26 protein-coding genes are annotated in these 26,179 nt (G+C 57.8%); 13 read left to right on the forward strand and 13 right to left on the reverse strand.

The window, feature by feature from the left end:
• Positions 1-51: 51 nt before the first annotated feature.
• Positions 52-525, reverse strand: coding sequence for a VOC family protein (locus ACFOFO_RS06100; protein WP_390331137.1), 474 nt, complete (start codon positions 523-525; stop codon positions 52-54).
• 499 nt (positions 526-1,024) lie between these two features.
• Here ACFOFO_RS06100 and ACFOFO_RS06105 point away from each other — a divergent pair, with 499 nt between their 5' ends.
• The 3 genes from ACFOFO_RS06105 to ACFOFO_RS06115 all read left to right on the forward strand — a co-directional run bounded on the left by ACFOFO_RS06105 (position 1,025) and on the right by ACFOFO_RS06115 (position 2,335).
• Complete coding sequence (locus tag ACFOFO_RS06105) at positions 1,025-1,354, forward strand: ArsR/SmtB family transcription factor (protein WP_390323385.1); 330 nt, start codon at positions 1,025-1,027, stop codon at positions 1,352-1,354.
• The gene (locus ACFOFO_RS06110) at positions 1,351-1,815 is read left to right on the forward strand and encodes an SRPBCC family protein (RefSeq protein WP_390323384.1); all 465 of its coding nucleotides are present in this window, start codon (positions 1,351-1,353) and stop codon (positions 1,813-1,815) included. Before ACFOFO_RS06105 ends, ACFOFO_RS06110 begins: the two co-directional genes overlap by 4 nt.
• 103 nt (positions 1,816-1,918) lie before the next feature.
• Complete coding sequence (locus ACFOFO_RS06115) at positions 1,919-2,335, forward strand: GFA family protein (protein WP_390323383.1); 417 nt, start codon at positions 1,919-1,921, stop codon at positions 2,333-2,335.
• A 335-nt stretch (positions 2,336-2,670) separates the two neighbouring features.
• Here the strand turns inward: ACFOFO_RS06115 and ACFOFO_RS06120 are convergent, their stop codons facing one another.
• From ACFOFO_RS06120 to ACFOFO_RS06130, 3 genes are all read right to left on the reverse strand, one after another.
• Positions 2,671-3,279 (reverse strand): MFS transporter, encoded by a 609-nt coding sequence (locus ACFOFO_RS06120; RefSeq protein WP_390323382.1) that lies wholly within the window; start codon positions 3,277-3,279, stop codon positions 2,671-2,673.
• Between the two features lie 199 nt (positions 3,280-3,478).
• Positions 3,479-3,925, reverse strand: a complete 447-nt coding sequence (locus ACFOFO_RS06125) for a GNAT family N-acetyltransferase (protein WP_390323380.1) — start codon at positions 3,923-3,925, stop codon at positions 3,479-3,481.
• An 82-nt stretch (positions 3,926-4,007) separates the two neighbouring features.
• Entirely contained in the window at positions 4,008-5,888 is a 1,881-nt protein-coding gene (locus tag ACFOFO_RS06130) for a potassium transporter Kup (RefSeq protein WP_390331138.1), read from the reverse strand.
• Positions 5,889-6,395: 507 nt separating this feature from the next.
• Between ACFOFO_RS06130 and ACFOFO_RS06135 the strand changes: the two genes are divergently transcribed.
• Entirely contained in the window at positions 6,396-8,036 is a 1,641-nt protein-coding gene (locus tag ACFOFO_RS06135; protein ID WP_390323379.1) for an NAD(P)/FAD-dependent oxidoreductase, read from the forward strand.
• A gap of 399 nt (positions 8,037-8,435) precedes the next feature.
• Here ACFOFO_RS06135 and corA read toward each other — a convergent pair whose 3' ends face one another.
• From corA to glnA, 5 genes are all read right to left on the reverse strand, one after another.
• Entirely contained in the window at positions 8,436-9,401 is a 966-nt protein-coding gene (corA, locus tag ACFOFO_RS06140) for a magnesium/cobalt transporter CorA (protein ID WP_390323377.1), read from the reverse strand.
• A gap of 128 nt (positions 9,402-9,529) precedes the next feature.
• Entirely contained in the window at positions 9,530-11,074 is a 1,545-nt protein-coding gene (ntrC, locus tag ACFOFO_RS06145; RefSeq protein ID WP_390331139.1) for a nitrogen regulation protein NR(I), read from the reverse strand.
• A gap of 73 nt (positions 11,075-11,147) precedes the next feature.
• A complete protein-coding gene (glnL, locus tag ACFOFO_RS06150; protein ID WP_390323375.1) occupies positions 11,148-12,236 on the reverse strand; it encodes a nitrogen regulation protein NR(II) in 1,089 nt (362 codons plus the stop codon).
• A gap of 344 nt (positions 12,237-12,580) precedes the next feature.
• Positions 12,581-13,069 carry a DUF4124 domain-containing protein gene (locus ACFOFO_RS06155; protein ID WP_390323374.1) on the reverse strand — a complete coding sequence of 163 codons (489 nt, stop codon included), beginning with the start codon at positions 13,067-13,069 and terminating at the stop codon, positions 12,581-12,583.
• A 183-nt stretch (positions 13,070-13,252) separates the two neighbouring features.
• Positions 13,253-14,668, reverse strand: a complete 1,416-nt coding sequence (gene glnA, locus ACFOFO_RS06160; protein WP_390323372.1) for a type I glutamate--ammonia ligase — start codon at positions 14,666-14,668, stop codon at positions 13,253-13,255.
• A gap of 587 nt (positions 14,669-15,255) precedes the next feature.
• On the opposite strand from glnA, the gene ACFOFO_RS06165 reads away from it, so the two are divergent.
• The 8 genes from ACFOFO_RS06165 to ACFOFO_RS26575 all read left to right on the forward strand — a co-directional run bounded on the left by ACFOFO_RS06165 (position 15,256) and on the right by ACFOFO_RS26575 (position 20,274).
• Positions 15,256-15,717, forward strand: coding sequence for a rhodanese-like domain-containing protein (locus ACFOFO_RS06165; protein ID WP_390327986.1), 462 nt, complete (start codon positions 15,256-15,258; stop codon positions 15,715-15,717).
• 441 nt (positions 15,718-16,158) lie between these two features.
• Positions 16,159-16,536: a COG4315 family predicted lipoprotein gene (locus ACFOFO_RS06170; protein WP_390331141.1), complete on the forward strand. Its 378-nt coding sequence runs from the start codon at positions 16,159-16,161 to the stop codon at positions 16,534-16,536.
• Between the two features lie 58 nt (positions 16,537-16,594).
• Positions 16,595-17,101 carry an RNA polymerase sigma factor gene (locus tag ACFOFO_RS06175; RefSeq protein WP_390323366.1) on the forward strand — a complete coding sequence of 169 codons (507 nt, stop codon included), beginning with the start codon at positions 16,595-16,597 and terminating at the stop codon, positions 17,099-17,101.
• Positions 17,098-17,904, forward strand: coding sequence for an anti-sigma factor family protein (locus ACFOFO_RS06180; RefSeq protein WP_390331142.1), 807 nt, complete (start codon positions 17,098-17,100; stop codon positions 17,902-17,904). Before ACFOFO_RS06175 ends, ACFOFO_RS06180 begins: the two co-directional genes overlap by 4 nt.
• Entirely contained in the window at positions 17,901-18,386 is a 486-nt protein-coding gene (locus tag ACFOFO_RS06185; protein ID WP_390331144.1) for a DUF305 domain-containing protein, read from the forward strand. Before ACFOFO_RS06180 ends, ACFOFO_RS06185 begins: the two co-directional genes overlap by 4 nt.
• Before the next feature lie 33 nt (positions 18,387-18,419).
• Positions 18,420-19,814, forward strand: a complete 1,395-nt coding sequence (locus ACFOFO_RS06190) for a YncE family protein (protein ID WP_390331146.1) — start codon at positions 18,420-18,422, stop codon at positions 19,812-19,814.
• A 128-nt stretch (positions 19,815-19,942) separates the two neighbouring features.
• Positions 19,943-20,119, forward strand: coding sequence for a hypothetical protein (locus ACFOFO_RS06195; protein ID WP_449369367.1), 177 nt, complete (start codon positions 19,943-19,945; stop codon positions 20,117-20,119).
• On the forward strand, positions 20,068-20,274 hold the full coding sequence (locus tag ACFOFO_RS26575) for a GDCCVxC domain-containing (seleno)protein (RefSeq protein ID WP_449369366.1): 207 nt from the start codon (positions 20,068-20,070) through the stop codon (positions 20,272-20,274). The genes ACFOFO_RS06195 and ACFOFO_RS26575 overlap by 52 nt, the downstream gene beginning before the upstream one ends.
• Positions 20,275-20,564: 290 nt before the next feature.
• Here ACFOFO_RS26575 and ACFOFO_RS06200 read toward each other — a convergent pair whose 3' ends face one another.
• From ACFOFO_RS06200 to ACFOFO_RS06210, 3 genes are all read right to left on the reverse strand, one after another.
• The gene (locus ACFOFO_RS06200) at positions 20,565-21,131 is read right to left on the reverse strand and encodes a YceI family protein (protein ID WP_390323364.1); all 567 of its coding nucleotides are present in this window, start codon (positions 21,129-21,131) and stop codon (positions 20,565-20,567) included.
• Positions 21,132-21,331: 200 nt separating this feature from the next.
• Positions 21,332-22,027, reverse strand: coding sequence for a hypothetical protein (locus tag ACFOFO_RS06205; protein WP_390331148.1), 696 nt, complete (start codon positions 22,025-22,027; stop codon positions 21,332-21,334).
• Between the two features lie 42 nt (positions 22,028-22,069).
• Complete coding sequence (locus ACFOFO_RS06210) at positions 22,070-22,687, reverse strand: hypothetical protein (protein ID WP_390331150.1); 618 nt, start codon at positions 22,685-22,687, stop codon at positions 22,070-22,072.
• Positions 22,688-22,934: 247 nt separating this feature from the next.
• On the opposite strand from ACFOFO_RS06210, the gene ACFOFO_RS06215 reads away from it, so the two are divergent.
• A complete protein-coding gene (locus ACFOFO_RS06215) occupies positions 22,935-25,445 on the forward strand; it encodes a M4 family metallopeptidase (RefSeq protein ID WP_390331152.1) in 2,511 nt (836 codons plus the stop codon).
• Between the two features lie 220 nt (positions 25,446-25,665).
• Here the strand turns inward: ACFOFO_RS06215 and ACFOFO_RS06220 are convergent, their stop codons facing one another.
• Entirely contained in the window at positions 25,666-26,163 is a 498-nt protein-coding gene (locus ACFOFO_RS06220; RefSeq protein ID WP_390331154.1) for an IS5 family transposase, read from the reverse strand.
• Positions 26,164-26,179: the final 16 nt, after the last annotated feature.

Here is a 26,179-nt window from a genome sequence, read left to right on the forward strand (position 1 = left end):
GCCTTTCAAGTGCGGAATTTCAATACGAAGCATCAAGAATGCAACACTACACTAGCTATTGTTATAAGCGCGCTGCAGGGCCGCAATATCGAGCTTTTTCATTTGCAGCAGCGCCGCCATCGCACGTTGCGTCGCGGCGACATCCTTACCGCTCATCAGCGCCGGCAATGCCGTGGGAACGATTTGCCACGACACGCCAAATTTATCCTGCAGCCATCCGCATTGCACTTCGGCGCCGCCGGCAGAGAGTTGCTCCCACAGGTCATCCAACTCGCGTTGTGTCTCGCAGTACGCGACCATAGAAATGGCGGGAGAGAAGGTGTATTCCGGCCCTCCATTGAGCGCCAGGAATTCTTGCCCGTCGAGAATAAACCGGACCGTCATGACCATTCCTGCCGGCCGCGGCGCCCCTTCCGGGAAGCGGGCAACCTCGACGATCCGCGAGTTCCTGAAGATGGAGACATAGAAATTGGCGGCCTGTTCGGCGTCCTGATCGAACCAAAGGCACGGACTGATTTTTTGCATCTGGGTTTCTCCCGGCGATGGATGAATGCGAGCAATAAATCCTTGAAATGACGGGTTTGGCAATGACGACCGATTCCGGCGTGCGACATCGGCCGAACGCGGCTTGCCGCTGGTCCGCGTCAACCTGACAAACGCGAATGTAAACGCAACGGGCGGTGTTATTTTTGCGCCGGCACAAGCTCTTCAAGGATCGCCGTGCGGTCGATTTGATGACTTTTTTCGAACTTAAGTAACGCAATCCAGTATGGAAATTGCCGCCAAGGAAAGCGTGCCCCGTATCGGCTTTGACCGTCCAAGTTCACGCCCCCCTGACAATCAAACCTGTGAGATGCACCTCACAGGTCGGTGTGTGATGCCCTTGATCTACACTCCCGCACTGAGCCGCGCGAGCCCGCCATCGATGAAATTAGCGTGGCGCATGAAACAGCGATCGGCGCACTGAAGTCGCCGCAACAAATTAGGCTTGACTAATCAATTAGTAAATACTAATGTATAGACTATGATTGAAGCCGCCACCATCAACACTGTCATGCGCACCCTCGCCGACCCCACTCGGCGAGCCGTGTTCGAGCGGATCGTCGGGTCCGACGAGATTACCGTGGTCGAGCTGACGCGGGGGAGCGGCGTGACGCAGGGCGCCATCTCCCAACACCTCAAGTCATTGAAGCAGGCCGGCCTGGTCGCCGAGCGCCCCGAAGGCCGGAACGTCTATTATCGTGCCGAGCCTGAGGGCCTCAGGCCGCTAGTCGATTGGATGAGCCACTACGGGGTCTTCTGGCGCGAGCGATTTACTAACCTCAGAACCCTCCTGAAGGAAATTGATCCATGAACGACGCCGCTTTGAAGTCCGACACGCAAGACATCGTGGTGGACGAGGTCTTCCCACATGCGCCGGAGACGATCTGGGAAACGCTCACCACCGGCGAACTGATCGGCCGCTGGTTGATGACGCCGAAGGGATTCGAGCCGGTGAAGGGCAAGCACTTCACGTTCCAGACGAGACCTGCCGGTGCGTGGGACGGAACCATTCACTGCCAGGTGTTGGAGGTGATACCGAACGAACGCTTCGTCTATGTCTGGAAAGGCGGACACGAAGGAAACATCGGATACGGCTCATGTCTGGACACTGTAGTCACATGGATCCTTACCAGGGTTGAAAACGGAACGCGCCTTCGCCTTGTTCATTCCGGCTTTGTCACGCCGAAGAACGATTCTGCTTTCAAGACCATGGGCGAAGGTTGGAAGAAGGTTGTCCCAAGCATCGGCGCCATTGCGGACGAGCAGGACTGACGCAATAAAAATGAGGTAATCGATGTGAAGCCGGGTGGGCAAAGAAGCTTGATGCCCTCAAAGTATTCGTGGTCCAACAGCACTTTATAAGGGGAGAAAAGAAATGAGCAAGGCTTACACTGGCGGATGCGCCTGCGGCGCGATCCGTTATGAAATATCTGATGAACCGATGTTTATGAACGACTGCCAGTGTCGTGACTGTCAGCACACGAGCGGTACCGGACACGGATCCTATCTGACCTTCCCGAGCAAGAAGAGCGTGAAACTCAAAGGCGAAGCGAAGCGTTGGGACATGGTTGGTGATAGCGGCAATGTAAAGACGCACGCCTTCTGCCCCACCTGCGGGGCGCCAGTGTACCTGACGTTTTCGGCCATGCCTGATCTGTTTACCGTGCACGCCGCAAGCCTCGATGATCCAAGCCGATACAAGCCGCAAGTGGTGACATACGGCGTGCGCGGCTACGTTTGGGATCACCTTGATCCAGCCCTGCCGAAATTCGACAAGATGCCGCCGATGTGAAACGCAGCCTGACTTCGCTTCGAGGCCTGGATAACCGACATCACGTACGTCGGCGGGCACGAAGGACGTCGTTATCTGCGAGATGGTTGGCTGCGCGATGGGAGCGCGCATGACGTAGGAGCTGGCGGCGCCGCGCGATTGGTCGGCACGCAACAGGGCTGCGCCCTGCGTCCCGGCTCTAACGCCGTTCAGTCAAGCGCGATTTTCACCAGTATGTCATCCCCGCGCAGGCGGGGATGACATAGCTTGTGTGCGTACGACACTGGATTCCCACTCGCGCGGGAATGACCCGGATAGTTGGTTATGCGCTAACCGAACGACATTAGCGACCCTCCTCAGGCTTGTTGACCATCCTGAGGAGGGCGGCCAATCAACAGCCAGGCACTCAAGGCACTGCCCAAAGCCAGCGACGCAGAAAGACCCATCACCCAACGAAAGCCGGATATGTATGATTGGTCAATTGCGCTTTTCAGGGCGACCCGCTCCTGCTCGCTCGCCTCGGCCGGTAACGCAATCGCGGCCAGCTTGGCACGCTGCACTACGACCTTGTGCAACTTGTCCGGCGCCATAGTCATGCCCTTGAGCTGCCGATCCAGACTGGCATTGAAGGCCAGGTTCATCACGATCCCGAAGATGGCAATCGCCAGCAAGGCGGCGGTGCGCGAGACGGCATTGTTGACGCCGGATGCCGCGCCGCCAACACCCTGATCGACCGCATTCATCACCGTCGTGGTCAGCGGCGCGACGCTGATCGACATGCCAAATCCCAACAGCAGTACCGCCGGAAAATACTGCGTCCAGTAACTGCCACCAACGCCGGGAACGGCGAAGCCGGCGAATCCGATGGCCGCAATCGTCGGGCCAATCACGAGCGGCCCCCTGGCGCCGTACCGGTCAACCAGCTCGTAGGGCGCAATCGTTATTGCGCCGCATGTATAACCCATAAACCTGCACCGCCACCACGCATTATCCAGGCGCCTTCCCAGCCTATGTGCTCGCAAACCCGTATGGATATCGCGTGGTGCAGGCGACATCATTTTTCGACACAATCGAAGCTGATTCGGTGTAATACGCTGCGCGATTACATCCTACGTGCTCATTTCGATGGGCCGAAACGGTGCGCGTGGCGCGCACTACGACTGCTCAGAATTTGTGTTCGAGCGGCGTGCAGCCTTGCGGCGGCGGAGTGTCGGTGACTGTGCGTACAAACCCGATCCCTTCGTAGAATCCAACCGCATTGCGCGAAGAATTCAGGCGCAATGCGGGCCGCTCGGTCTTTCCGCGACACCGCTCTATTGCAGCGAAGGTCAGCGCGCGCCCGATGCCTTGCCCATGCTGGGCCGGCGCAACGAATAAATTGCACAGGTTCCAGAAGTTCTTGACCAGGACGACGCCAACGATACGGCCGTGAACGCTAAACTTCAGGTGGACTGCCTGGTCCCGATGCTGGCTCCACCAGTCCAGGTTTTGCCGGATATTTTGAAGGAGCGAGGGCTTCTCGTCTGCATCGGCGTCCACACTTTCGGCGACTGTGTATTCGATGAGCGCCATGATTTCCGGCAGCTCATTTACCTCAACTGGTTCGATCATGTTCGGTTCAATCTCGGGCTGTAGAGTTAAGTGCGCGATGCTCGATTCATGCAACGCAAGTTAGGCCTCGCAGCCCCATCCGTTAAATCTCGACCTGCGTCCCCAGCTCGATCACCCGATTCACCGGAATTCGGTAAAAATCGGCCGCATCGCGGGCGTTGCGCGACATCGTCACGAAGATCTGCTCGCGCCAGCGCGCCATGCCGGAGCCTACCGTCGAGATCACGGTCTGGCGCGCGATGAAGAAGGAGGTTTCCATCACGTTGAAGTCGAAATTGTGTTGGCTGGATAATTGCTCCAGCGCCTTCGGGATATCCGGCTCGTCCTTGAACCCGTAATGCACATCGACCTGGTAGCAATGATGCCCGAGCTCGTGCAGCCGCACGCGTTCGCTCAAAGGCACCCATGGGATATCGAGGTTGTACACCGTCAGGAACACCACGCGTTCATGCAGCACCTTGTTGTGCGACAGATTGTGCAGCATTGCATGCGGCACCCCATCGCCGATACCACGCATGAAGATCGACACGCCGGGCACCCGGATCGGCGGATCGATAAACAGCGATGCCAGGAAATCTTCCAGTGGAATCGCGTGCTTTTCCAGGTTGTCGGCCACCAGCTCGCGGCCGCGCTTCCAGGTGATCAACAGGGTAAACATCCCTGCACCCAGCAATAGCGGGAACCAGCCGCCGTGGAAAATCTTCAATGCATTGGCCGAGAAGAACGCGAGGTCGATCAACACGAAGAAGCCGGTAGCGATAAAGCACAGGATCAGGTTGTATTTCCAGCCATAGCGGATCACGAAGAAGGTCAATATCGTGGTCACCAACATGGTGCCGGTCACCGCGATACCGTAGGCGGCGGCCAGATTGTCCGATGAACTGAAAGCCAGCACCGCCAACACCACCGCCGTCAGTTGCAGCCAGTTGACCACCGGAATGTAAATCTGCCCGATCTCTTCCTCGGAGGTGTGAATGATCTTCATCCGCGGCAAAAAGCCGAGCGAGATCGCCTGCTTGGTCATCGAGAACGAGCCCGAGATGGTGGCCTGCGATGCGATGATGGTGGCAATCGAAGACAGCGCGACCAGCGGGTAGACGCTCCAGGCGCCAAGCTGCTGGAAGAACGGGTTGCTGATCGCTTCCGGCGTGGCCAGCAGCAGCCCGCCCTGCCCCAGATAATTGAGTCCGAGCGCAGGGAATACGAAAAAGAACCATGCGACGCGGATCGGCTTGCGACCAAAATGGCCCATATCGGCGTACAGCGCCTCGGCGCCGGTGAGCGTCAGCACCACCGCGCCCAGCGCAATGAATGCGATCCAGTGGTTATGGCTGAGGAAAAGCACGGCGTGCCACGGATTGAGCGCCTCCAGCACCTCCGGCGCCTTGATGATATTAATTACGCCCATCACGGCCAGCGCAAAGAACCAGACCAGCATGATCGGCCCGAACCATTTGCCGATCCCGGCCGTGCCCTTTGATTGCACCCAATACAGTCCGATCAGCAGGATCAGCGTCAACGGCACCACATAGGGTGAAAAAGCCGGGGTCGCGATTTCCAGACCTTCCATCGCCGACAGCACCGAGATCGCCGGCGTGATCACGCCGTCGCCATAAAACAGCGCGGCGCCGAACAGGCCCATCACCATGAGAGAGAAATACCAGCGCGAGGACTTGCCGACCGAGGCCAGCGCCAGCGCCGTCAGCGCCATGATGCCGCCCTCGCCGCGATTGTCCGCGCGCAGGATCAGGGTCACATACTTGACCGAGACCACGATCAACAGACTCCAGACGATCAGCGATACCACGCCTAAAATATTAGCGGGCGTCAGCAACAGTCCGTGTTCTTTGGCGAACACGGTCTTCATCGAATACAGTGGGCTGGTGCCGATGTCGCCATAGACGATGCCGATGGCGCCCAGCGTCAGCGCGGCCAGGTTGCTCTTTTTATTCTGCTCTACCAAGATGACACCCGAATGTCGTTATGTTGCGTCGCAGCGTAAGTGAAGCCTCAGCAAAATGCAAGTGTACGGCGCAAATGATCGTGACAGGGTAGCAAGTTTGTTGCCAGGCCGCCTAATCCAGTGCAAAGGCTGGGTCATACAGGCCTTACCACGCGTGTTGCGAGCGCGCCGCCATCTTTCCGGTCTTTTGCCTGACATATCTGCATATATCTTGCATTTGCGTGGAGTATATGTAGTTTTATCACTATTTATTTGCGCAATTACATATCACGTGAAGGAGTATATTTCCACATCGCGCTGCGCCTGAAGCGGTCTGCACATCTGGCCGATCGTCCGTGGCGCGCCTGTCGAGCGCGCCGATTTTTAATGGATACAATGGCGGCGCCGGTCTCAAGAGGTAAAATAGCGCCCGTGTTGTGCACTCGACTGCGCGCCCCGACCGCCTGCATCGACATTGATATCAGCATCCACGCCGACTCACCCCAAGGTTTTACCGGAATACCGATTATGTTGCGACTGACTGAAGTGAAGCTCCCGCTCGACCATGCCGAAGGCGACCTGCAGGCCGCCGTGCTGCAACGGCTGGGTATCGCCGCCAAGGACTTGCTCAGTATGGCGATCTTCCGGCGCGCGTTCGACGCCCGCAAAAAATCGGCAATCGTGCTGATCTATACGCTCGACGTTGCGACCAGTGACGATGCGGCAGTGCTGAAACGCCTGAAACACGACGCTCATCTGGTGCCGACGCCGGACACCGAATATCGCTTCGTCATGCAGGCGCCCATCGCCGGCCAGCACTGGCGCCGGCCGGTAGTGATCGGCACCGGCCCCTGCGGCCTGTTTGCCGGCCTGATTCTGGCGCAGATGGGCCTGCGCCCGATCATCCTGGAGCGCGGCAAGGCGGTGCGCGAGCGTACCAAGGATACTTGGGCGCTGTGGCGCAAACGCGAGCTGCATCCGGAGTCCAACGTCCAGTTCGGTGAAGGCGGTGCCGGCACTTTCTCCGACGGCAAGCTGTACAGCCAGATCAAGGACCCGAAACATTATGGCCGCAAGGTGCTGACTGAATTCGTCAAGGCCGGTGCGCCCGAAGAAATCATGTATGTCAGCAAGCCGCATATCGGCACTTTCCGGCTGGTCAAGATGGTCGAACAGATGCGCGCGACGATCGAAGGCCTGGGCGGCGAATTCCGCTTCCAGAGCAAGGTCGACGATATCGAGATCGTGGGTGGCGGCGCCGATGCGCAGGGACAGATCCGCGCCGTGGTGCTGGCCGGCGGCGAGCGAATCGAGACCGATCACGTGGTGCTGGCAATCGGCCATAGCGCGCGCGACACCTTTCAGATGCTGTACGACCGCGGCGTGTATATCGAGGCAAAACCGTTCTCGATCGGTTTCCGGGTCGAACATCCGCAGTCGCTGATCGACAGCCGCCGCTTCGGCCCTAGCGCCGGCAACCCGATCCTGGGCGCGGCCGACTACAAGCTGGTGCATCACAGCGCCAACGGTCGTGCGGTCTACAGTTTTTGCATGTGTCCGGGGGGTACCGTGGTGGCCGCGACATCGGAGCCGGGGCGCGTCGTCACCAACGGCATGAGCCAGTATTCGCGCAACGAACGCAACGCCAATGCCGCGATCGTGGTGGGCATCACGCCGGCCGATTATCCAGGTCATCCGCTGGCCGGCATCGCGTTTCAGCGCGAGCTGGAACAACGCGCGTATGAACTCGGCGGCCGCAATTACGATGCGCCCGGCCAGCTGGTTGGCGATTTCATCGCCGGACGGCCGTCGACCGAATTCGGCAGCGTGCTACCGTCGTACAAGCCGGGAGTGCACCTATGCGATCTGAGTCCGGCGCTGCCGGAATACGCGATTGAAGCCATCCGCGAAGCCTTGCCGGCATTCGACAAGCAGATCAAGGGTTTCAGCCTGGCCGATGCGGTGCTGACCGGCGTCGAGACCCGCACCTCATCGCCGATCCGCATCAAGCGCAACGACGATGATTTGCAAAGCCTGAACACGACCGGACTGTTCCCGGCCGGCGAAGGCGCCGGTTACGCCGGCGGCATCCTGTCGGCGGCAGTCGACGGCATCAAGGTGGCGGAAGCGGTGGCGCTCAGCATGATGGGCAAGTTACATTCAAACTGATTGTTCGCAGCGTCATCAAGACGTGCATCATTCGCAAAATTATTTTCAGGTCAGGGGCGCTAAGACCGGGGTAATCGCATAAAAATCTGCATGAAAATCGTTGCTGGCTAAAGCTTCTAACCCCTTCCCCCTTCGAGGGGGAAGGTTGGGATGGGGGTAGGCCGGTCGATCGGCAACATGCATCATTTATCGATCGCACTACCCCCACTTGCAGTGCGCATATCCGCTTGCAGGCGGATACCGCTACGCAGGCAGGAGGCATGCCTCCTGAATTCCCTGCTCCGCCCCTAACCCTCCCCCTGCAAGCATGTCCTGAGCTTGTCGAGGAGGGCAGGGAACTCAACTCGGCAGCGCCCATGTTCAAGCAGATTTTCAGACACTCGCTCTAGGTCGAGACAGCTACAACCAGCCCGACTTCTTGAACCGGTAATACAGGTAGGCGCAGATCGACACCATGATGCCGATCGCGACCGGGTAGCCGTACTTCCATTGCAGCTCCGGCATTTCCTTGAAGTTCATGCCCCAGATACCGGCGAACGCGGTGGCGATTGCAAAGATCGCGGCCCATGCCGCCAGGCGTTTGTTGACTTCACTTTCATCGATCGCGACCATCGACAGGTTGACCTGGATCGCGGTGCTGATGGTGTCGCGGATGGTATCGATCGAGGTGCTGATGCGGTACAGATGGTCATACACATCGCGAAAATAGATTTGGGTATTGACGCATAGCGCCGGCACCCGGCCGCCGTATAGCTTGCTGACCGATTCCATCAGCGGCGTCACCAGGTGCCGGAACTGCATCACCTTGCGCTTGAGCTGGTATAGCCGCTCGATGTTGGCACGCTCCGATCCTTTTGAAAAAATCTGCTCTTCGATCGTTTCCAGCTCCGATTCCAGCGCATCGACTACCGGGAAATAACGGTCCACCACCGCGTCCATCAGCGCGTACAGCACGAAGGCCGAGCCCAGCTTCAACAAATGCGGCTCGTGCTCGCAGCGCGCGCGCACACCGAGAAAGCCCTGCTTGCTGCGGTTGCGCGCCGATAGCACGTAATTTTCGCCGACGAACACGTCGAGCTCGCCGATATTCAATTCGCCGTCGATCAGTTCGACCGTATGGATCACCGCGAACAGCGAGTCGTCGTACTCTTCGATCTTGGGGCGCTGGTGGCCGTGCCGTGCATCCTCGACCGCCAGTTCGTGCAGGCTAAATTCGTGCTGCATCTCTGCCAGTTCACGCGGCTCGGCGTCGCGCAACGCGACCCAGACAAAACAGTCCGGGTGACTGACGTATTCACTGATGTCCTCGACCGGAATATCGGACAGCTTCTTGCCGTCCTGGTAGGCAACGCAATTGATCAACATGGCTGGTTCCAACGAATGGGATGAAGATCGCTTGCCGTCGGCCGGCAAGCGAGTGGCATCGGCCAAGTTTACACGTTCCCGCTACCTGATCGCCAGCATTTTGTCTGGCGGGGCTCACGTGATCACACTCAGTCTTCGCGGGCGCCGTCGATGCCGAGTTCCTGGATCTTGCGAGTGATGGTGTTGCGACCGATACCGAGCCGGATCGCGGCATCGTTCTTGCGGCCATGCGTGTGCTTGAGCGCGGTGCGGATCAGCGTCGATTCAAACTGGCGACCAAGCGCATCCATGACTTCAGACTGGCCGTCGGCCAGCATGCCGGCGGCCACTGCTTCCAGTTGCGCCAGCCAGCCGGCGTCGGCGTGCGCAACGTTGATCCCATTTGGACTTGGACTTGGACTTGGACTTGGGCTTGGATTTGGACTTGAACTCGGACTCGGCGCCGGCGCGATGCCGGGCGCGAATCCCGGACTGTCAAGCGTCGCCTTGACTGGCACGGCCGGGTCCGCGGAAAAATCCTGCACCTGCAACAATTCCTGCGGCAGATCCTTGACCTCGACCATCTGGCCGGGCGCCATCACGGTAATCCAGTTGCATAAGTTTTCCAGCTGGCGTACGTTGCCGGGCAAATCGAGTTGTGTCAGAAACGCCATCGCGTCGTCCGACATCCGTTTCGCGTCGACACCGAGCTGTTTCGCACTCTGCTGCAGAAAGTAGCGCGTCAGCAGCGGAATATCTTCACGCCGCTCGCGCAAACTGGGCAGCCGCAGCCGGATCACGTTCAAGCGATGGTACAAGTCCTCGCGGAACAGCCCTTCCCTGACCCGCTGCTCCAGCTTCTGATGGGTGGCCGCAATCACGCGCACATTGGCCTTCAGCGGTTGATGGCCGCCGACCCGGTAGAAGTGCCCGTCCGACAGCACGCGCAGCAGGCGCGTCTGCAGATCGAACGGCATGTCGCCGATTTCATCGAGAAACAAGGTGCCGTTCTCGGCCTGCTCGAAACGACCACGGCGCGTGGTCTGGGCGCCGGTAAAGGCGCCACGCTCGTGGCCGAACAGTTCCGACTCCAGCAAATCCTTTGGAATCGCCGCCGTATTCAGGGCGATGAAAGGCTGGGCGGCACGCGGGCTGTGCTTGTGCAAGGCACGCGCCACCAGTTCCTTGCCGCTGCCCGATTCGCCGGTGATCAGCACCGTCACATTCGATTGCGACAAGCGGCCGATTGCGCGAAACACGTCCTGCATCGCCGGCGCCTGGCCCAGGATTTCCGGCGTTTCGCCGATCGATTGTGGGGCACTGGCCTCGCGCACGCTCTCTTCCAGTGCGCGCCGGATCAGTTCAACCGCCTTGTCAAGATCGAACGGCTTGGCCAGATATTCAAATGCACCACCCTGGAACGCCGCGACTGCCGATTCCAGATCGGAAAACGCGGTCATGATGATCACTGGCAGGCCTGGATAGCGGTTCTTGACCAGTTGCAGCAATTCCAGCCCCGAGCTGCCCGGCATGCGGATGTCGGACACCAGCACCTGGGGCGTCTCGGTTTGCAGCGCGGCGATGGCATCGCGTGCATTGGAAAAACTCCTGGTCGCGAGGTTTTCGCGTGCCAGCGCCTTTTCCAGCACCCAGCGGATCGATTCGTCGTCGTCAACTATCCAGATTGATTTCATAGATGGTTCAGCGTCCTGCGGTTGAACTGCCAATCAAAGTCGGTGTGCAAACGATCGGATCCTGCCGCCGCGGTCACGGCAGCGGTATCAGTATCCGGAAATCGGTTGCTCCTGGCCGGCTTTCGCATTCGATCACGCCCTGATGCTGCTGCACGAAAGTCTGCGCCAGCGTCAGTCCAAGACCGCTGCCGCCCTCTCGTCCCGATACCAGCGGATAAAAGATGCGATCGCGGATTTCGGCTGCGATGCCCGGTCCATTGTCGATGATATGCAAGTCTAATGCCAGCCGATAGCGCTGCTTGGCCAGCGTGACCTGGCGCGTGATACGGGTCTTGATGGTCAGTTCGGCGTCGCCGGCCGCGATCCGCTCGGCCAGCGCCTGCGACGCATTGTGCGCGATGTTCAACAGTGCCTGGATCAGCTGCTCCTTGTCACCGCGAAATTCCGGAATCGACGCGTCGTAATCGCGCAGAATCGTCAGTCCATGCGGAAATTCCGCGACGATCAGGCTGCGCACCCGCTCGCATACTTCGTGGATATTGACGTCGCCGACGATGTGTGGCCGCCGGTGCGGTGCCAGCAACCGGTCGACCAGCGTTTGCAGGCGATCCGCTTCCTTGATCACGACCTGGGTGTATTCGCACAGATCCTTGCGGCGCCGCTCCGGCAGTTCGAGATCACGCAACTCCAGTTCCAGCAATTGCGCCGCGCCGCGGATACCGCCGAGCGGGTTCTTGATTTCATGGGCCAGGTTGCGGATCAGTTCCTTGTTGGCCTGACTCTGGTCGAGCAGCCGCTCTTCACGGTCCAGTTTCAGTTGCTGCACGTTCGCACGCAGCTCGATCAGCACCGGCGTCGCCGGATCGTCGAGCGTGGTGACGATGCAATCGACCTGCAACGGGTCGCGTCCGACCCGCTGCAGCGTCATGTCCTGCCGCTTGTCATCGAACTGGTGCGCCAGCGCCTGCGCCACCAGTTGCATCAGCGGCTCGCCATCGACGAATAGCGCACTCAAGGTCTGATTCGCGATCGCCTTGAACGAGCTTTCCAGCAGGATCTCGGCCGCGGCATTGGCATAATGGATGCGTCCCTCGGCGTCGAGGATCAGCACCGACGAGGCCAGCAGGTCGAGGCCGCGCATTGAACTTGGGGTGATTTTCATGAGGGTGTGCAGATCGATTGCCGGTCAATGCTCGGACTGGTAAACACTATACATACTCCTAGGCACATATATCGATACCCGCAAATAAATTAATGTAGTTGATAGCATACTCCATCATGTTTTATCTATCATCCGATCTGGTCGAGCCGTTCGACTTCTTCCCAGGCCGTAGGATGGGTGTAACCCATCATCCACGTCCGCAATGATGGGTTGCACCCATCCTACTTGCTGAATCCGGCAGATCCAACGCATGACGAATGACCACGACGCATGACGCCAACAGGCAAAACAAAGGCCGCATCACGCGGCCTTTTCATGCAAGCGGCGCACCCGCCGGCCAGTGCTTATTTCAGATTGCCGATCTCGCGCTTCAGCGCCTCGACATTCTTTTCGGTGCGCGCGATATCTTCTTTCATCGACGCGACCCGGTCCTGATATTTTGCGTAATTGCGTTCGTTGCCCTGACGCTCCGGCTCGCCGTTGTTGTATTCCTTCTTCAGGTTTGCCAGTTTCTGTTCTTCCGATTTCATCTCGTCGAGCAGGATCTGGCGCCGATCGCTGTCGCGTGCCTTCTGTGTGCCGCCATCGACTTTCGGAAAATCGGTCGGCGCCGACGCCCCCTTCACAGGCGCGGGCCCGGCTTTGTGGGCCGGCGCCATGATCGTGGTCAGGCCGGGTAGATCGACTTTCTTGCAACCCTTCATGGGGCCGGTGTTTTTGTATTCCCTCTTGCCGTGCTCGTCGACGCAGAGGTAGACCTCCGATTCCGATTGCGCATACACATGGCCGATCGCACTGGCCAACAACATCATTGCTGCAAGTTGTCGTTTCATACACTTTCTTTACGAACTGTTCAAGATGTCTGTTAGTTTATGATAAGAATCAAGCCTTTACAAACATTCATCCGGGGCCAGACCCGCGCAATTGTGTCAATTCGTAAAAAAGGCGGGGAAAGCCGTAGCCGTCCCCGCCCTGTTCCGCCCGCAGGCCGCTTACTGTAACTTATTGCAACCAGCTTACAGCGAGTAGTACATGTCGAATTCAACCGGATGCGTACTCATGCGGAAACGCTGCACTTCCTGCATCTTCAATTCGAGATAAGCGTCGATCATGCTGTCGCTGAAGACACCGCCGCGGGTCAGGAACTCGCGGTCCTTGTTCAGGTGATCCAGCGCTTCTTCCAGCGAGGCGCAAACGGTCGGGATCAGCGCATCTTCTTCCGGCGGCAGATGGTACAGGTCTTTCGACGCTGCTTCGCCCGGATGAATCTTGTTCTGCACGCCGTCCAGGCCCGCCATCAGCAACGCGGCAAAGCACAGGTAAGGATTGGCCAGCGGATCCGGAAAACGGGTCTCGATGCGGCGGCCTTTCGGATTCGCCACGTGCGGGATGCGGATCGAAGCGGAACGATTGCGCGCCGAGTAAGCCAGCTTGACCGGTGCTTCGTAACCTGGCACCAGACGCTTGTACGAGTTGGTACCCGGATTGGTGATCGCGTTCAGCGCCTTGGCATGCTTGATGATGCCGCCGATGTAGTACAGCGCAAATTCGGACAGGCCGGCATAGCCATCGCCGGCGAACAGGTTCTTGCCGTCTTTCCAGACCGACTGGTGCACGTGCATGCCCGAACCGTTGTCGCCAACGATCGGCTTCGGCATGAAGGTCGCGGTCTTGCCGTAGGTATGCGCGACGTTCCAGACGACATATTTCAGGTTCTGGGTCCAGTCGGCGCGCTCGACCAAGGTCGAGAACTTGGTGCCGATTTCATTCTGGCCGGCGCCGGCGACTTCGTGGTGATGCACTTCGACCGGAATCCCGAGCGCTTCGAGGATCAGGCACATTTCAGAACGCATGTCCTGGAAGCTGTCGACCGGCGGGACCGGGAAATAGCCGCCCTTGACGGTTGGACGATGGCCGCTGTTGCCGCCTTCGGTCTTGGCATCGCTCGACCATGACGCTTCGTCGGAGTCGATCTTGACGAAAGAGCCGGACATGTCGATCTTCCAGCGCACGCCGTCGAAAATGAAGAATTCTGGTTCCGGACCGAAGTAGGCGGTATCGCCCAGGCCGGATGATTTCAGATAGGCTTCGGCGCGCTTGGCGATCGAGCGTGGATCGCGGTCATAGCCCTTGCCATCGGATGGCTCGATCACGTCGCACTGCATGAACAGCGTGGTTTCTTCCATGAACGGATCGATATTGGCGGTATTCGGGTCCGGCATCAACAACATGTCGGACGCTTCGATGCCCTTCCAGCCGGCGATCGATGAACCGTCAAACGCGTGGCCGGACTCGAACTTGTCCATATCGAAATGCGAAACAGGAACGGTGACGTGCTGTTCCTTGCCACGGGTGTCGGCAAAGCGAAAATCAACGAACTTGACTTCATTATCTTTCGCCATCTTCAAGACGTCTGCGGCGGTCATTGCCATGCGAATCTCCTCTGAATACAAAAATGGTGTGAATTTGTTGGTTGAGCCGACTGCTGTGGTGTGATCTATCCGTCGCCATCAGACTGAAGAAAACCGCAACGCGGCCAGAACTCGGATTCCGATGATAGCAGATTCCATGCCAGTAACAATTGGCGGAATGAGCCTTTTTTGCGACCCAAAATGGCGCCTTCAGGCAGCATCTTCATCAAGCGGGGATGTTGTTCGCTGCCTGTCGCACCATTTTTGTGCGCGCGATGGAATTGGCACAAAAATGGTGCGGATTCGCAATCGCCCGCCTCCCAAAATGGGGCAGTGAGCGTTTCGCACCGACTCCTCCTGACTCAAGCCGAGGCGCGACCCGATTGGCATCAAGGCGCAATCCTGCGATCGGGATCATATACTCCTACGATGCACCATCAGTACCGCAATTATTATTTGCGCATTGAGAATATACTGCCACCGGGCACTATCTTGGCCGGCACGACTACGCCGCGCAAGATAAACTCATCCGTGCGCACCAAATACTATAATGGAATCACAGTATAGGGAGCACCCGTCGCCAACTCACTCGATCTCATCTCTTGCATATGGACATCCAGCAGATACTCTCCATCGCCCGTCAGCGCGGTACCGACCAGCACCTGCCGTATGCCGGCGCCGCGACGCCGCAAGAAGCCTACGCCTTGCTGCAAGGGGACGCTGATGTCAAGTTGATCGACATCCGCACCGATGCCGAGCGCGACTGGGTTGGGCGCGTCGCGCTGCCGGAGGGAAAGCACGCCGCGGCGCAATGGAATCTGTACCCGGGCGGAACGCCCAATCCCGATTTTCTGGCGCAACTGGCCGCCACATCGTCCCAAGACACCGTGCTGTTATTTCTGTGCCGTTCCGGGGTGCGTTCGCACCACGCAGCAAAACTCGCTACCGAACACGGCTACCGGCACTGCTTCAATATTCTGGAAGGTTTTGAAGGCGACAAGGACGGCGAGGGCCACCGCAAGACGCTCGCCGGCTGGTGCAAAGCCGGCCTGCCCTGGATCGGCGCTTAGCGCCCGTTGACCACCGCAAGCATCTATCCGCGCTACTTTAACTTGCGGCGCACACTCCTAGCCCGCCAAGGACAACCCGTCGCTGTTCTGGTCGGGTACGACTCTTCCCATTATCTCGACGCCGGACGCTTGACTGAGTTCGTCAAGAAACCAGCGCCGCTCTGGCGCGCACACCACGATCAGTTCATCGGTAATCCACGGCTCCACGTTCAAGTCGGGCGCGTGACGGGAACCTTCGATCAGGCCGACATCGATAGCCTTGCGAATAGGCTTGCATTTGTTACCCGGGCTATAGCCACTGGAACGGCCCCTTCCGATCGGCCGACACCGCATCGGCAAAGATATTTTTAATGCATTGGAATAAAGGGCTGCAATGCACGTTTACGTACAGGTAAGCCCGCCCAATTACCCATACTTAACTTGATTTTAGGAGTCATCATCGTGAAACAATATTTTTTCGCCGCGCCGGCAATCGCCGCAATCGTATTGATCTCCGGCGCCGCGTTCGGTCAAACGGGGCCGACCAAGAAATCAGATGGCATTCTGGTCACCGCAGCCAGCATGACACTCTACACGTTCGACAAGGATGTGGCAGGCAGCGGTAAAAGTGCCTGTAACGGTCCGTGCGCGGCGATCTGGCCGCCGGTATCCGCTCCGAGTGCCCAGCTTGGCGCTCCGTACTCGGTCGTGACGCGTGACGATGGATCAATGCAGCTTGCCTATAATGGTAAGCCGCTCTACTTGTACGCGGCCGACAAGAAGCCGGGTGACCGTGCCGGTGACAATTTCAAGGATGTCTGGCATGTGGTGAAGGACTGAGTCCAGCTAATTTTGAAGCACGATATAAATTTATCCGATTGATGCCATGGAGCCTTCCATGCAAGATGCACGCGCTCAACTGCTTTCCTGCATTCCCCGCCTGCGCCGTTATGCCCGTGCGCTGGTGGGAGAGCGCACCGGCGCGGACGACCTGGTGCAGGACACAATGGAGCGTGGCTGGCACAAGCTGTCGTCTTGGCAGCGTGGCAGCGACATGCGCGCGTGGCTGTTCGGCATCATGCACAACCTGCACGTTGATCAGATTCGGAAACCGTCGGTGCCGATCGAGGTGTTGGACGATGACACCCCAATACCATTTATCAACGCATCTCAAATGGATGGACTGGAAATACGCGACATGGAATCCGCGCTACGCCTGCTGCCGGACGGGCAGCGTGAAATCCTGCTCTTGATTGCGTTGGAAGAAATGACTTATGAGGAAGTGGCGGCGACCTTGGGTATCCCGATGGGAACAGTCATGTCGCGCCTTTTCCGCGCGCGGGAGAAACTACGAGCCTCGATGGAAGGACGTACTGTGGTATCGCCGTTAAAGGTGGTCAAATGAAGACCCTGCCTGTTACTGAAGCGGACCTGCATGCCTACCTTGACGGTTTGCTGCCGGCGGCGCGACGCGCCGAGATCGGAGCCTATTTGGCATCCCGGCCAGACGAGTCGGAACGCCTAAACGCCTATCGCGCACAAAATGATGCACTGCGTGCGCTGTTTAAGCCAGTGCTGGATGAGCCGCTCCCAATTCGCTTGACTCGCCTGTCCACCGCGCCGCGCAAGCATGCGTGGATGTTACAGCGCCTTGCCGCAGGCCTGGCAATTGCGCTCGTCAGCGGCAGCGCCGGATGGTTGCTGCATGGACAAGGGAGCGATGGACAGCTCGCTCGGAACGCGGTTTCGATTCCGGCCTCAACCCAAAAAGTGGCTGGCTTGGCGCGCCAGGCTGCGATCGCGCATGTGGTCTACAGTCCGGATGTGCGGCGTCCGGTTGAAATCGGCGCCGACCAGGAAGATCAACTGGTGGCTTGGCTTTCGAAACGGATAGGCAGCCAGATCCGGCCGCCCAAACTGGGAAAACTCGGTTATGAGTTGATTGGCGGGCGTCTGTTGCCCGGCGAAAGCGGCCCGGTCGCGCAGTTCATGTATCACGACGCGACCGGCCAGCGCGTGACCCTGTATGTTTCAACCGAACAGGCGCACAACAAGGACACCGGTTTTCGATTTGCGCAAGAAGGCCCGGTGAACGTGTTCTACTGGATCGACGGTAAATTCGGTTATGCGCTGTCCGCAGGAATCAACAAGGGCGAGCTGTCCCGCATTGCTACGGCCGTGTATGAACAATTGGAAAAGCCATCATGAACCAAACCGAAGCAAGCCGAATTTCAGCAATCCATTCGGTAACGACGGCTTTGCGCAGTGGTCTAGGAATTGGAATTGCGGGTGCGGCATTGTTGATGGGCGCCACCGTTGCGCCTGTCGGGGCGCAGGAAATGCATCACCATCACGTTGCAGAATCGAAAAAATCACCGCAGTCTTTCATAGCCAGTACCGCGAAACCTTTTTCTGCCCTGATGGATGACGCGATGGCCGTCATGGACGACGGCATGAAGCGCGCGCCGATGAATGGTGTTGCCGAACACGACTTCGTCACCATGATGATTCCGCATCATCAGGGCGCGGTCGACATGGCCAAGGCATTACTGCTCTACAACAAGGATCCCGAATTGCAGAATCTGGCGCAGGGCATCCTGACCGAACAGCAAAACGAAATCAAATTGATGCAGGCTTGGCTTGGGCGTTATCAGGCCAGGCAAGCCAACGTCCCTGATGCGCCCCAATAATCAAACCTGCGTATCACCAAGAAAGATTGAGCCATGAAAAAAATTGCCATCCTGCTCGCGCTCACCCTTGGCGTATCGCTGGTCAATCCAGCCTGGGCCGCACCCAGTGCACAGGACCGTGTCTACACCGCGGATCAGAACAGCAACACAGTATCGGTAGTCAATCCCACCACTAACACCCTGCTGGGTCAGATCCGTCTCGGGAATCAGCGGCCGGACGTGCTGTCGCCGCTCTATAAGGGCGAGATCAACGTGCACGGACTCGGCTTCTCGCCGGATCACAGGACGCTCATCGCGATTTCCAACGGTTCCAATTCAGTCGCGTTCATCGACACTGCCAACAACAAGGTCAAAGGCATCACCTACATCGGCCGGTCGCCGCATGAAGGCTTCTTCACAGCGGATGGGACGGAAGTCTGGGTGGTGGTGCGTGGCGAAAATTACATTTCGGTCATCGATCCGAACACGTATCGGGAAACACGCCGTATCGAGACCACCGCCGGCCCCGGTATGGTGCTGTTCCAGCCGAGCGGCAAACTGGCATTCGTCGTATCGAGCTTTAATCCGGTGGTCGAGATCATCGATGTAAAAGAGCACAAAGTGATCAAGCAAATCAAGGTCGTCAGCCCGTTCTCGCCGTTCCTGCAATTCACGCCGGACTTCAGGGAGATCTGGATGACGCACAAGGATGTGGGAAAGGTGACGCGCATCGACACCGACAAGCTGGAAGTAAAAGGGGTGTTTGATACCGGCTTCATCACCAACCATTTGGCTTTTGCAAAAACCGGCACTGGCACGCATGCGTATGTCACGATCGGTGGCGAAAACGTGGTCAAGGTCTATACCACCGACGACACGCCAAAGTTGATGGCAACCATTCCAACCGGAGCGCTGCCCCATGGCATCTGGGTGTCGGACGATAGCAGCCGGATCTACGTCGGGCTGGAGAACGGCGATGCGGTCGATGTGATCGACACCGCCACCAACAAGGTCATCGCGCGCGCCCCCGTGGGCCAGGCTCCGCAGGCTTTGGTGTATGTGTCGAAGGCAGTTCCTGAAGGCGATGGCGTGGCGAATCTGACACCGCGCGGCAACAGCGAACCGATCAACATCGCGCTGAAGGCCGTCGCAGGCGACGCGAAGGGCTTTGTCGTTGCACGCAATCTTGGCGTGATCGATGCGCTGGAAGTATCGCTCTTCAAGCTGAAGCCGCAAACTGCCTACAGCGTGTATGTTAGCGGCCAGAAAACGCCGGTTGCCAGTTTCAAAACCAATCCGATGGGTGGCGCCAATGGCACCGCAATTGGACCGCTGCGTGAAGTATCGAAGTCCTTGGCGGGTAAGAAGGCGACACCGAGCAAAATCATCGTCATGGAAGGCGATGCAGCAGCTGATGCAACGAAGGCTGTTCTGGTCAGTGGGACATAGACCAGCAGCCGACACGCAGGCGCTTGCGCATTATGTGTCGTCGCAATAAGTTGCGTGGAAGAATGTGACGTCGTCGCGTTAATGCTGCTCGCCCGAACGATGGGTACAACTGTTCAGAAATAACCAATATGACGACCGTCATCATCGAGTCTGTTTCTATTCTGACCTGCCCGCTGCGCGGCTATGCCAAGCCAAAAGTGATGCTGACAAATACATGCCAATTCTTTACGAATGTGGCAATTGCAGAACGATCCTGCGGCCGAAAGCCGGCGATTGCTGCGTTTTCTGCTCGTATGGCTCGGTGAAATGCGCGCATGCGAGAGAAAAAGCCAAAGAAAAAAAAGCCCGCACCTTGCGGGCGGGCTTGAAACCAATCCTTAGGAGGAGTTGGAGGAGACACACACAATATACTGCAACGCACCATATATGTCTTGTTTATTTTTTGAATAGCATATATTAGAAAATCATATAACTCGTCCCGCTATCCGATTCGCAGTGCGCCGTTGTCCGGTTTTTCGCCGTGAATCATGGTTTGCGGCATCGCCGGTAGCGCGGCCCGCTTCGTCAGTGGCCCGCATACCGGATGCTGCATGATTGGTGCTGGAATATTTCCCGACCGCCAGCTACGGTAGTGCTCTTTTCAACCACCTGGTTGCGAGCAAATTCAATTCCCAATTGATCAAAATTGAATGAGCCGAATGTTACCGGTCCAACGTGACCGCCCAATGACAGGCCGGCGCCGATCGGCACTTATTCGCGAATGCCTTCGACGCTGAAATGCAAAGTCACCTCATCGCCGATGAACGGTACGTAGCTGCCCATGTTGAAATCGCTGCGCAAAATCCTGGCGGAGCCGTTGGCACCGCAGGTCTGCCGGCCATAGATCAGCATGAAACGGCAATTGAACTGGCCGATATCGAGTACCACCGGCCTGGTAATGCCCTTGACGGTCAACGCCCCTTCAAGTTGGGTCAGGCGGTCGCCGTCGAAATGCACTTGCGACGACCGGAACCGGATGTCCGGATGGTTGGCAACGTCAAAAAATTCTGCCGACCGCAAGGTCTTGTTGAACGCGTCGACGCCGCTGCTGACTGACGCAGCGTCGATCACGAGGTCGATCGTTCCGGTGCCGGCAACCGGATCGAGCTCTATCGTGCCGACGGTATTGTCAAAACGTACGTCCTGGGTGGACAGCCCCCAGTGCTGGTAGGTGAAACCGGCAAAACTGTGTTGCGGATCAATCCGGTAGCGGTCAGCGGCAGTACTGGCCGCGCAGATTGACACCAGACCAACCAATAACGCTTTTCTCAGCGACATATCGACCTCCGGGGTCCAGCCGTTTAGTAGCAAATCACAACTGCGGGAAAATCCCATCACCGGCGTCGCGGCAATCAGGCCTTTTTCAGCTCTTGAGCGCGTCGGTTCAAACGGGCAAAAAAATCGGCGACACGCTGCAGCATTTGTCGCGACCGAACCACACTGACAAAGTTAACAGGTGCTTTTGTCAGCAGGATCGCTCAGCACATCCAGAAGAATACCGCGGTCATGCGCTTTTCCTCGTGTTCTTCGCCGAAATAAGCGCTGGCGGAGTGCACCAGGTCGGCGCGATACAGTATCACCCGGTTGAAGCGATTTGGCACGGCGACGTCTTCGGCCCAGGCATCCAGGGGCAGCTTGCCAACGCCCAGCGCCTCGCCCAGATTGGCGTGTGGCGGCGTGCACAGATTGCCACCCAATGCGCCATTCGGATAACGAAGTCGGTAAAACGAGGTCCCGCTTCTGGCCGGCGCATCGGACGACAGGTAGATCACTGCTGCATAACGGCATAGCTTGCGCGAATCGGTGTGCGGTCGTGGGCCGGATTCACTGCCGCCGACGAGTTGCGCATAGTTGTGATTGAGGGTGGCGCCCTCCGGTGTCACTTCCTGCCACAAGCGCTTGGCGCCAGTGGCCAGCTTGACCCAGGTTTCCAGTCGTGCCAACTCGTCCGGCAACAATGCGCCTGCGCTACGCATGCCAGGCCAGAACTCCTTCCGTCGCGGGAAGCCGAGCTCCCAATCGGTCTTGGCAAAGCAATGCTGCGACACCTCCAGGGCATTCGGCAAAATGCCATCCTTGATCCAATAATCTCGGCCCAACTGGGGTTTGCGATAAGCCAGTTCAGGGCGACGGGGCGACGCCGGTGGGCGCAGCAGGGAAGGATCAAGTGTCATGAAAGGGATATCGGATGGGGGCCAGAATAACGATCGCGCCGATCACGCGAAATGCGACAGCACCGAAAACGCCAGCGCCATTTCGCTTTGCTCGAGAAAGATCGTCAATTCGGTATAGCTGCAAATCATGTTGACCAGGTTGATCTTGCGCCACGCCAGTTGCTTCAGGATCGAATGAAAAATGCCAGGCGTGTGTTTGGAATCGGGCGTCAGGCGCAGCGTCAGCGCCGAGAGGTTGCTCTTTTTTAGCAACAACTGTTCCGACCCAAAGCAGGATTCGACCGAGCTCACCATCGAGCGCCCCGAAATGACCAGCACTTCACGCATCCCTTGCGTGACAGTGACAAACACGCCCGGATGAGACTCAGCCATCGCCAGCAGATGACGCTGGCATTCGTAACTGGTGTCGGAGTTAGTGTAGGTAAATTCGGTGAGCTCGGAGCGCGTGATCAGTTCGCCGACCTTGGGCAATACCCGCACCTCGGGTCGGTCGTTTTGCTGCAATCGCAGCGCCAACCGCGTCAGGGCCATCACTACCGCCGCCTGGCCAACCGGTTTCCATAAATCGCGCTCCAGCTGAGGGCGCAGGTGCCTTGCCAGTTCTGACAGGTTGAGCAAACCGCGCATCATCCCTTCGGTCAGAAAGGCTGATTCGATCACCACCTGCTCCACTCTCATCGCTATCGAGATCATGTTAAGAATTGAACACTTTAGGACACCTCGTTGAATTTATTGATTTTTTTGACTCGCCATATTCGATGGGATTAGTGTCGATCCCGCTTTGATGTTTCCAACGAAAAGTTGCTCAATGGATTGTAATGGCTTTTTATTGGAAATACGACTTGTCAAAGTTACGACCACCGAGGCAGTAGTCTAATCACCAAAAATATTATTCAACGGAGAAATAATGAATCTACGCAAGACACTTATTGCTGCTTCATTGGCAGCAATGTCCGCAGGCATCGCGATGGCAGCAGAACCATTGATGGCGGCAGGCCAGGCCCAATCATCGCCACAAGAAACAGCTAGCCTGATCGCAAAACTGATGTCGCAACGCGGCAATCATGGTCTGGTCGCAGACCATGGCTTCGTAGTCGCTAGCGAGCACCCAGGCGTGGTCGGCACCAAGATCCACCGCGTCAACCACACCTTCAAGAATGTCCGCGTGTGGAGTTCCGAATCGGTGGTCGTGACTAACGACGCCGGTAGCATCGTCAGCGAATCGATCTCCGAGCGCCGTCAAGGCCTGGGCCTGGGCCTGGGCCAATCATTTGCCGGCAAGGCAGGTACGGATATTGACGTCAATCCAAGAATATCTGGCAAGCAAGCGACCGACTTAGTGGTCAGCAAGCTGGCTCCAACCGGCACCCACATCGTGCCACCAAAAGCCGAGCTGATCATCTACCCGGTGATGAAGACAGTCCGCGTCGCGTCCGCCGTCAACAAAGCTGAAGCAGCCCTGAACGCGATGGACCTGGAAGAAGTGGTCGATCACTATGAGCTGGCGTACTTCGTACAAACGCGTATGACCAGCAATGGCCGTCCAAACCTGAATGACTCGATCGTCAGCGCCACCGACGGTCACCTGATCAAACAGTGGAGCGCAATGCACACCGTGGTTGGCGTTGGCCACAGCGAGTACAACGGCGACGTGCCTATCAACACCACCCTATCGGGTGGCACCTATCAGATGATCGATGCCAGCCGCGGTACCGGCGGTACGTATGGCGCGATGGCGATCACCAACGCCAACCACACGACCAGCGCCGGTAGCGTCTACACCAACTCCACGAATACCTGGGGCGACGGTCAGAACTACATTTCTGGCGGCAGCACCACCAACGCCAACGGCCAGACCGCAGCGGTCAACGCGATGTGGGGTCTGATGAATACTTACGACATGCTGACGAACACGCTCGGCTGGCAGAGCCTGGATGGCGTCAACACCGCAACCTACATCGCTGCACACGTCAACAGCAACTATGACAATGCCTACTACAGCGATACCTGCAAGTGCATGTATATCGGCGACGGTTCGTCGTTCACCAGCCTCGGTTCGATCGACGTGATCGGTCACGAAATGTCGCACGGTGTGACCGCATCGACCTCCAACCTGACCTACAGCGGTGAATCCGGCGGTCTGAACGAGTCCAACTCGGACATCGGCGGCGAAATGGTTGAAGCCTATGCACGCAATGGCGGCACCGGCACAACCATCCCTGGCGGCAACGACTGGATGATGGGGGTAGAGATCAGCAAGACGGGCACGCCTTTGCGCTGGATGTACAAGCCAAGCAAGGATGGCTCGAGCCCGAACGCGTGGAGCAGCACCGTCGGCAATCTGGACGTGCATTACAGCAGCGGCCCGAACAACCGCATGTACTACTTCCTGTCCCAAGGTTCCAACGCCACCTCGTCCAGCGACTACTACAGCGCATACCTGACCAAGAGTCCTGCTGCGATGACCGGTATCGGCAACGACAAGGCCTATCGCATCTGGTTCAAGGCATCCACCACCAAGTTCACCGCCTCGACCAACTATGCCGATGCACGTAGCAAGGTATTGGCCGCTGCGCAAGAACTGTATGGCGTTGGCAGTAAAGAAGCCATCGCGGTACAACGCGCTTATGCAGCGATCAATGTCGGTACCGACATCGACGAAACTGGTGGCGCGCCAGGTCCTGTCACCATCTCCAGCCCAGCCAACGTCACGGTTGCGGCCGGCAGCGCTGCTTCGTTCTCTGTATCGGCCAGCAGCGGCACCGCACCGTACAGCTACAAGTGGTATCGCAATGGCGTGTTGATCAGCGGCGCCAGCTCGGCAACCTACAGCTTTACCGCGCAATCGACCGACAACGGTGCCGTGTTCAAGGTGACGGTGACCGACAGTGCGACCACACCGACAACGGCAACCAGCGGCAACGCGACGTTGACGGTGACCACCGGCGGTACTGCTACTGAGACGATGGTCAACGGCGGCTTCGAGTCCGGCACCAGCCCATGGACCGGCAACACCGGCGACATCGGCACCTGGAGCGGCGAGCCAGCGGCAACGGGCACCAAAGATGCTTGGATGGGCGGCAACGGTAGCGCAATTACGGAAACGCTGTCCCAGACAGTCAGCATCCCTTCGACCGCAACGTCGGCAACTCTGACGTTCGCTCTGCATATCGATACGGCAGAAAGCGGCTCGACGGCTTATGACAAGCTGACCGTTAAGGTGAAAAACACCGCCGGTACCGTTCTGCAGACCTTGGCAACCTATACCAACGTCAATGCCGCTTCCGGTTATCAGACCCGTACTTTCGATCTGAGCGCTTACAAAGGCCAGACCGTCCAGGTATCGTTCTCCGAAACAGAGGATTCTTCACTGCAAACCTCGTTCGTTCTGGATAACGTCAGTCTGATGGTCAAGTAATTCATGTTGCAGCGCCGAGGAAGGTCTCACGGCTTTCTTCGGCTGACGGCCCGGGTCGCAAGAACCGGGCCATTTTTATTGCTAAGGCTATGCTGATCAAGCGGAGTATTTTTGGAATTCAATCGACAATCGAGGCTTGAATCCGTAAAAAGGCATGTTCAGCACGTTTTGTTTTGCCCTTTCGGGCGATTCACCGGGCTTTTGGCCCACGTTTCGCCCATTACGGGCGCACCTGTGCCATCAGTCGGTTTCGCGACAAGTAAATATTGGCCAAGGCCAGTGCAGTGAACGCGCGACCGGCATTCTTCTCCAAGCCGCGGTAGCGCACTTTTGAGAATCCCCACAAGCGCTTGATTACACCAAAGACGTGTTCCACGCGAGCTCTGATTTTTGACTTGTTGCGGTTCTTACCGCGCTTCACCTCGTCGACTTCGCCGCCGGCTTTCTTCGTACGCTGGTTGGTGAAATCCTTGGCTTTAGGCGCTTTTCCTTGTATCAGTTCCTTTTGACTGGCATAGGCACTATCACCGTACACGCGACGCTCCTGCCCGTGCAGCAAGTTCGGCAATGGATGCTTGTCGTGAACGTTGGCCGGCGTCACCACAGCGCTATGGGCCAGGCCGCTTTGACTGTCGACGCCAATGTGCAGTTTCATGCCGAAGTGGTGAGTCGGCCGAGGGAACTTCCCCCTCAGCCGCTCGCAGGTAGGGTCGAGCACTGGCGCGTTGATTTAG

This window comes from Pseudundibacterium arcticum (assembly GCF_042646465.1).
Classification (GTDB): domain Bacteria; phylum Pseudomonadota; class Gammaproteobacteria; order Burkholderiales; family Burkholderiaceae_D; genus Undibacterium_A; species Undibacterium_A arcticum.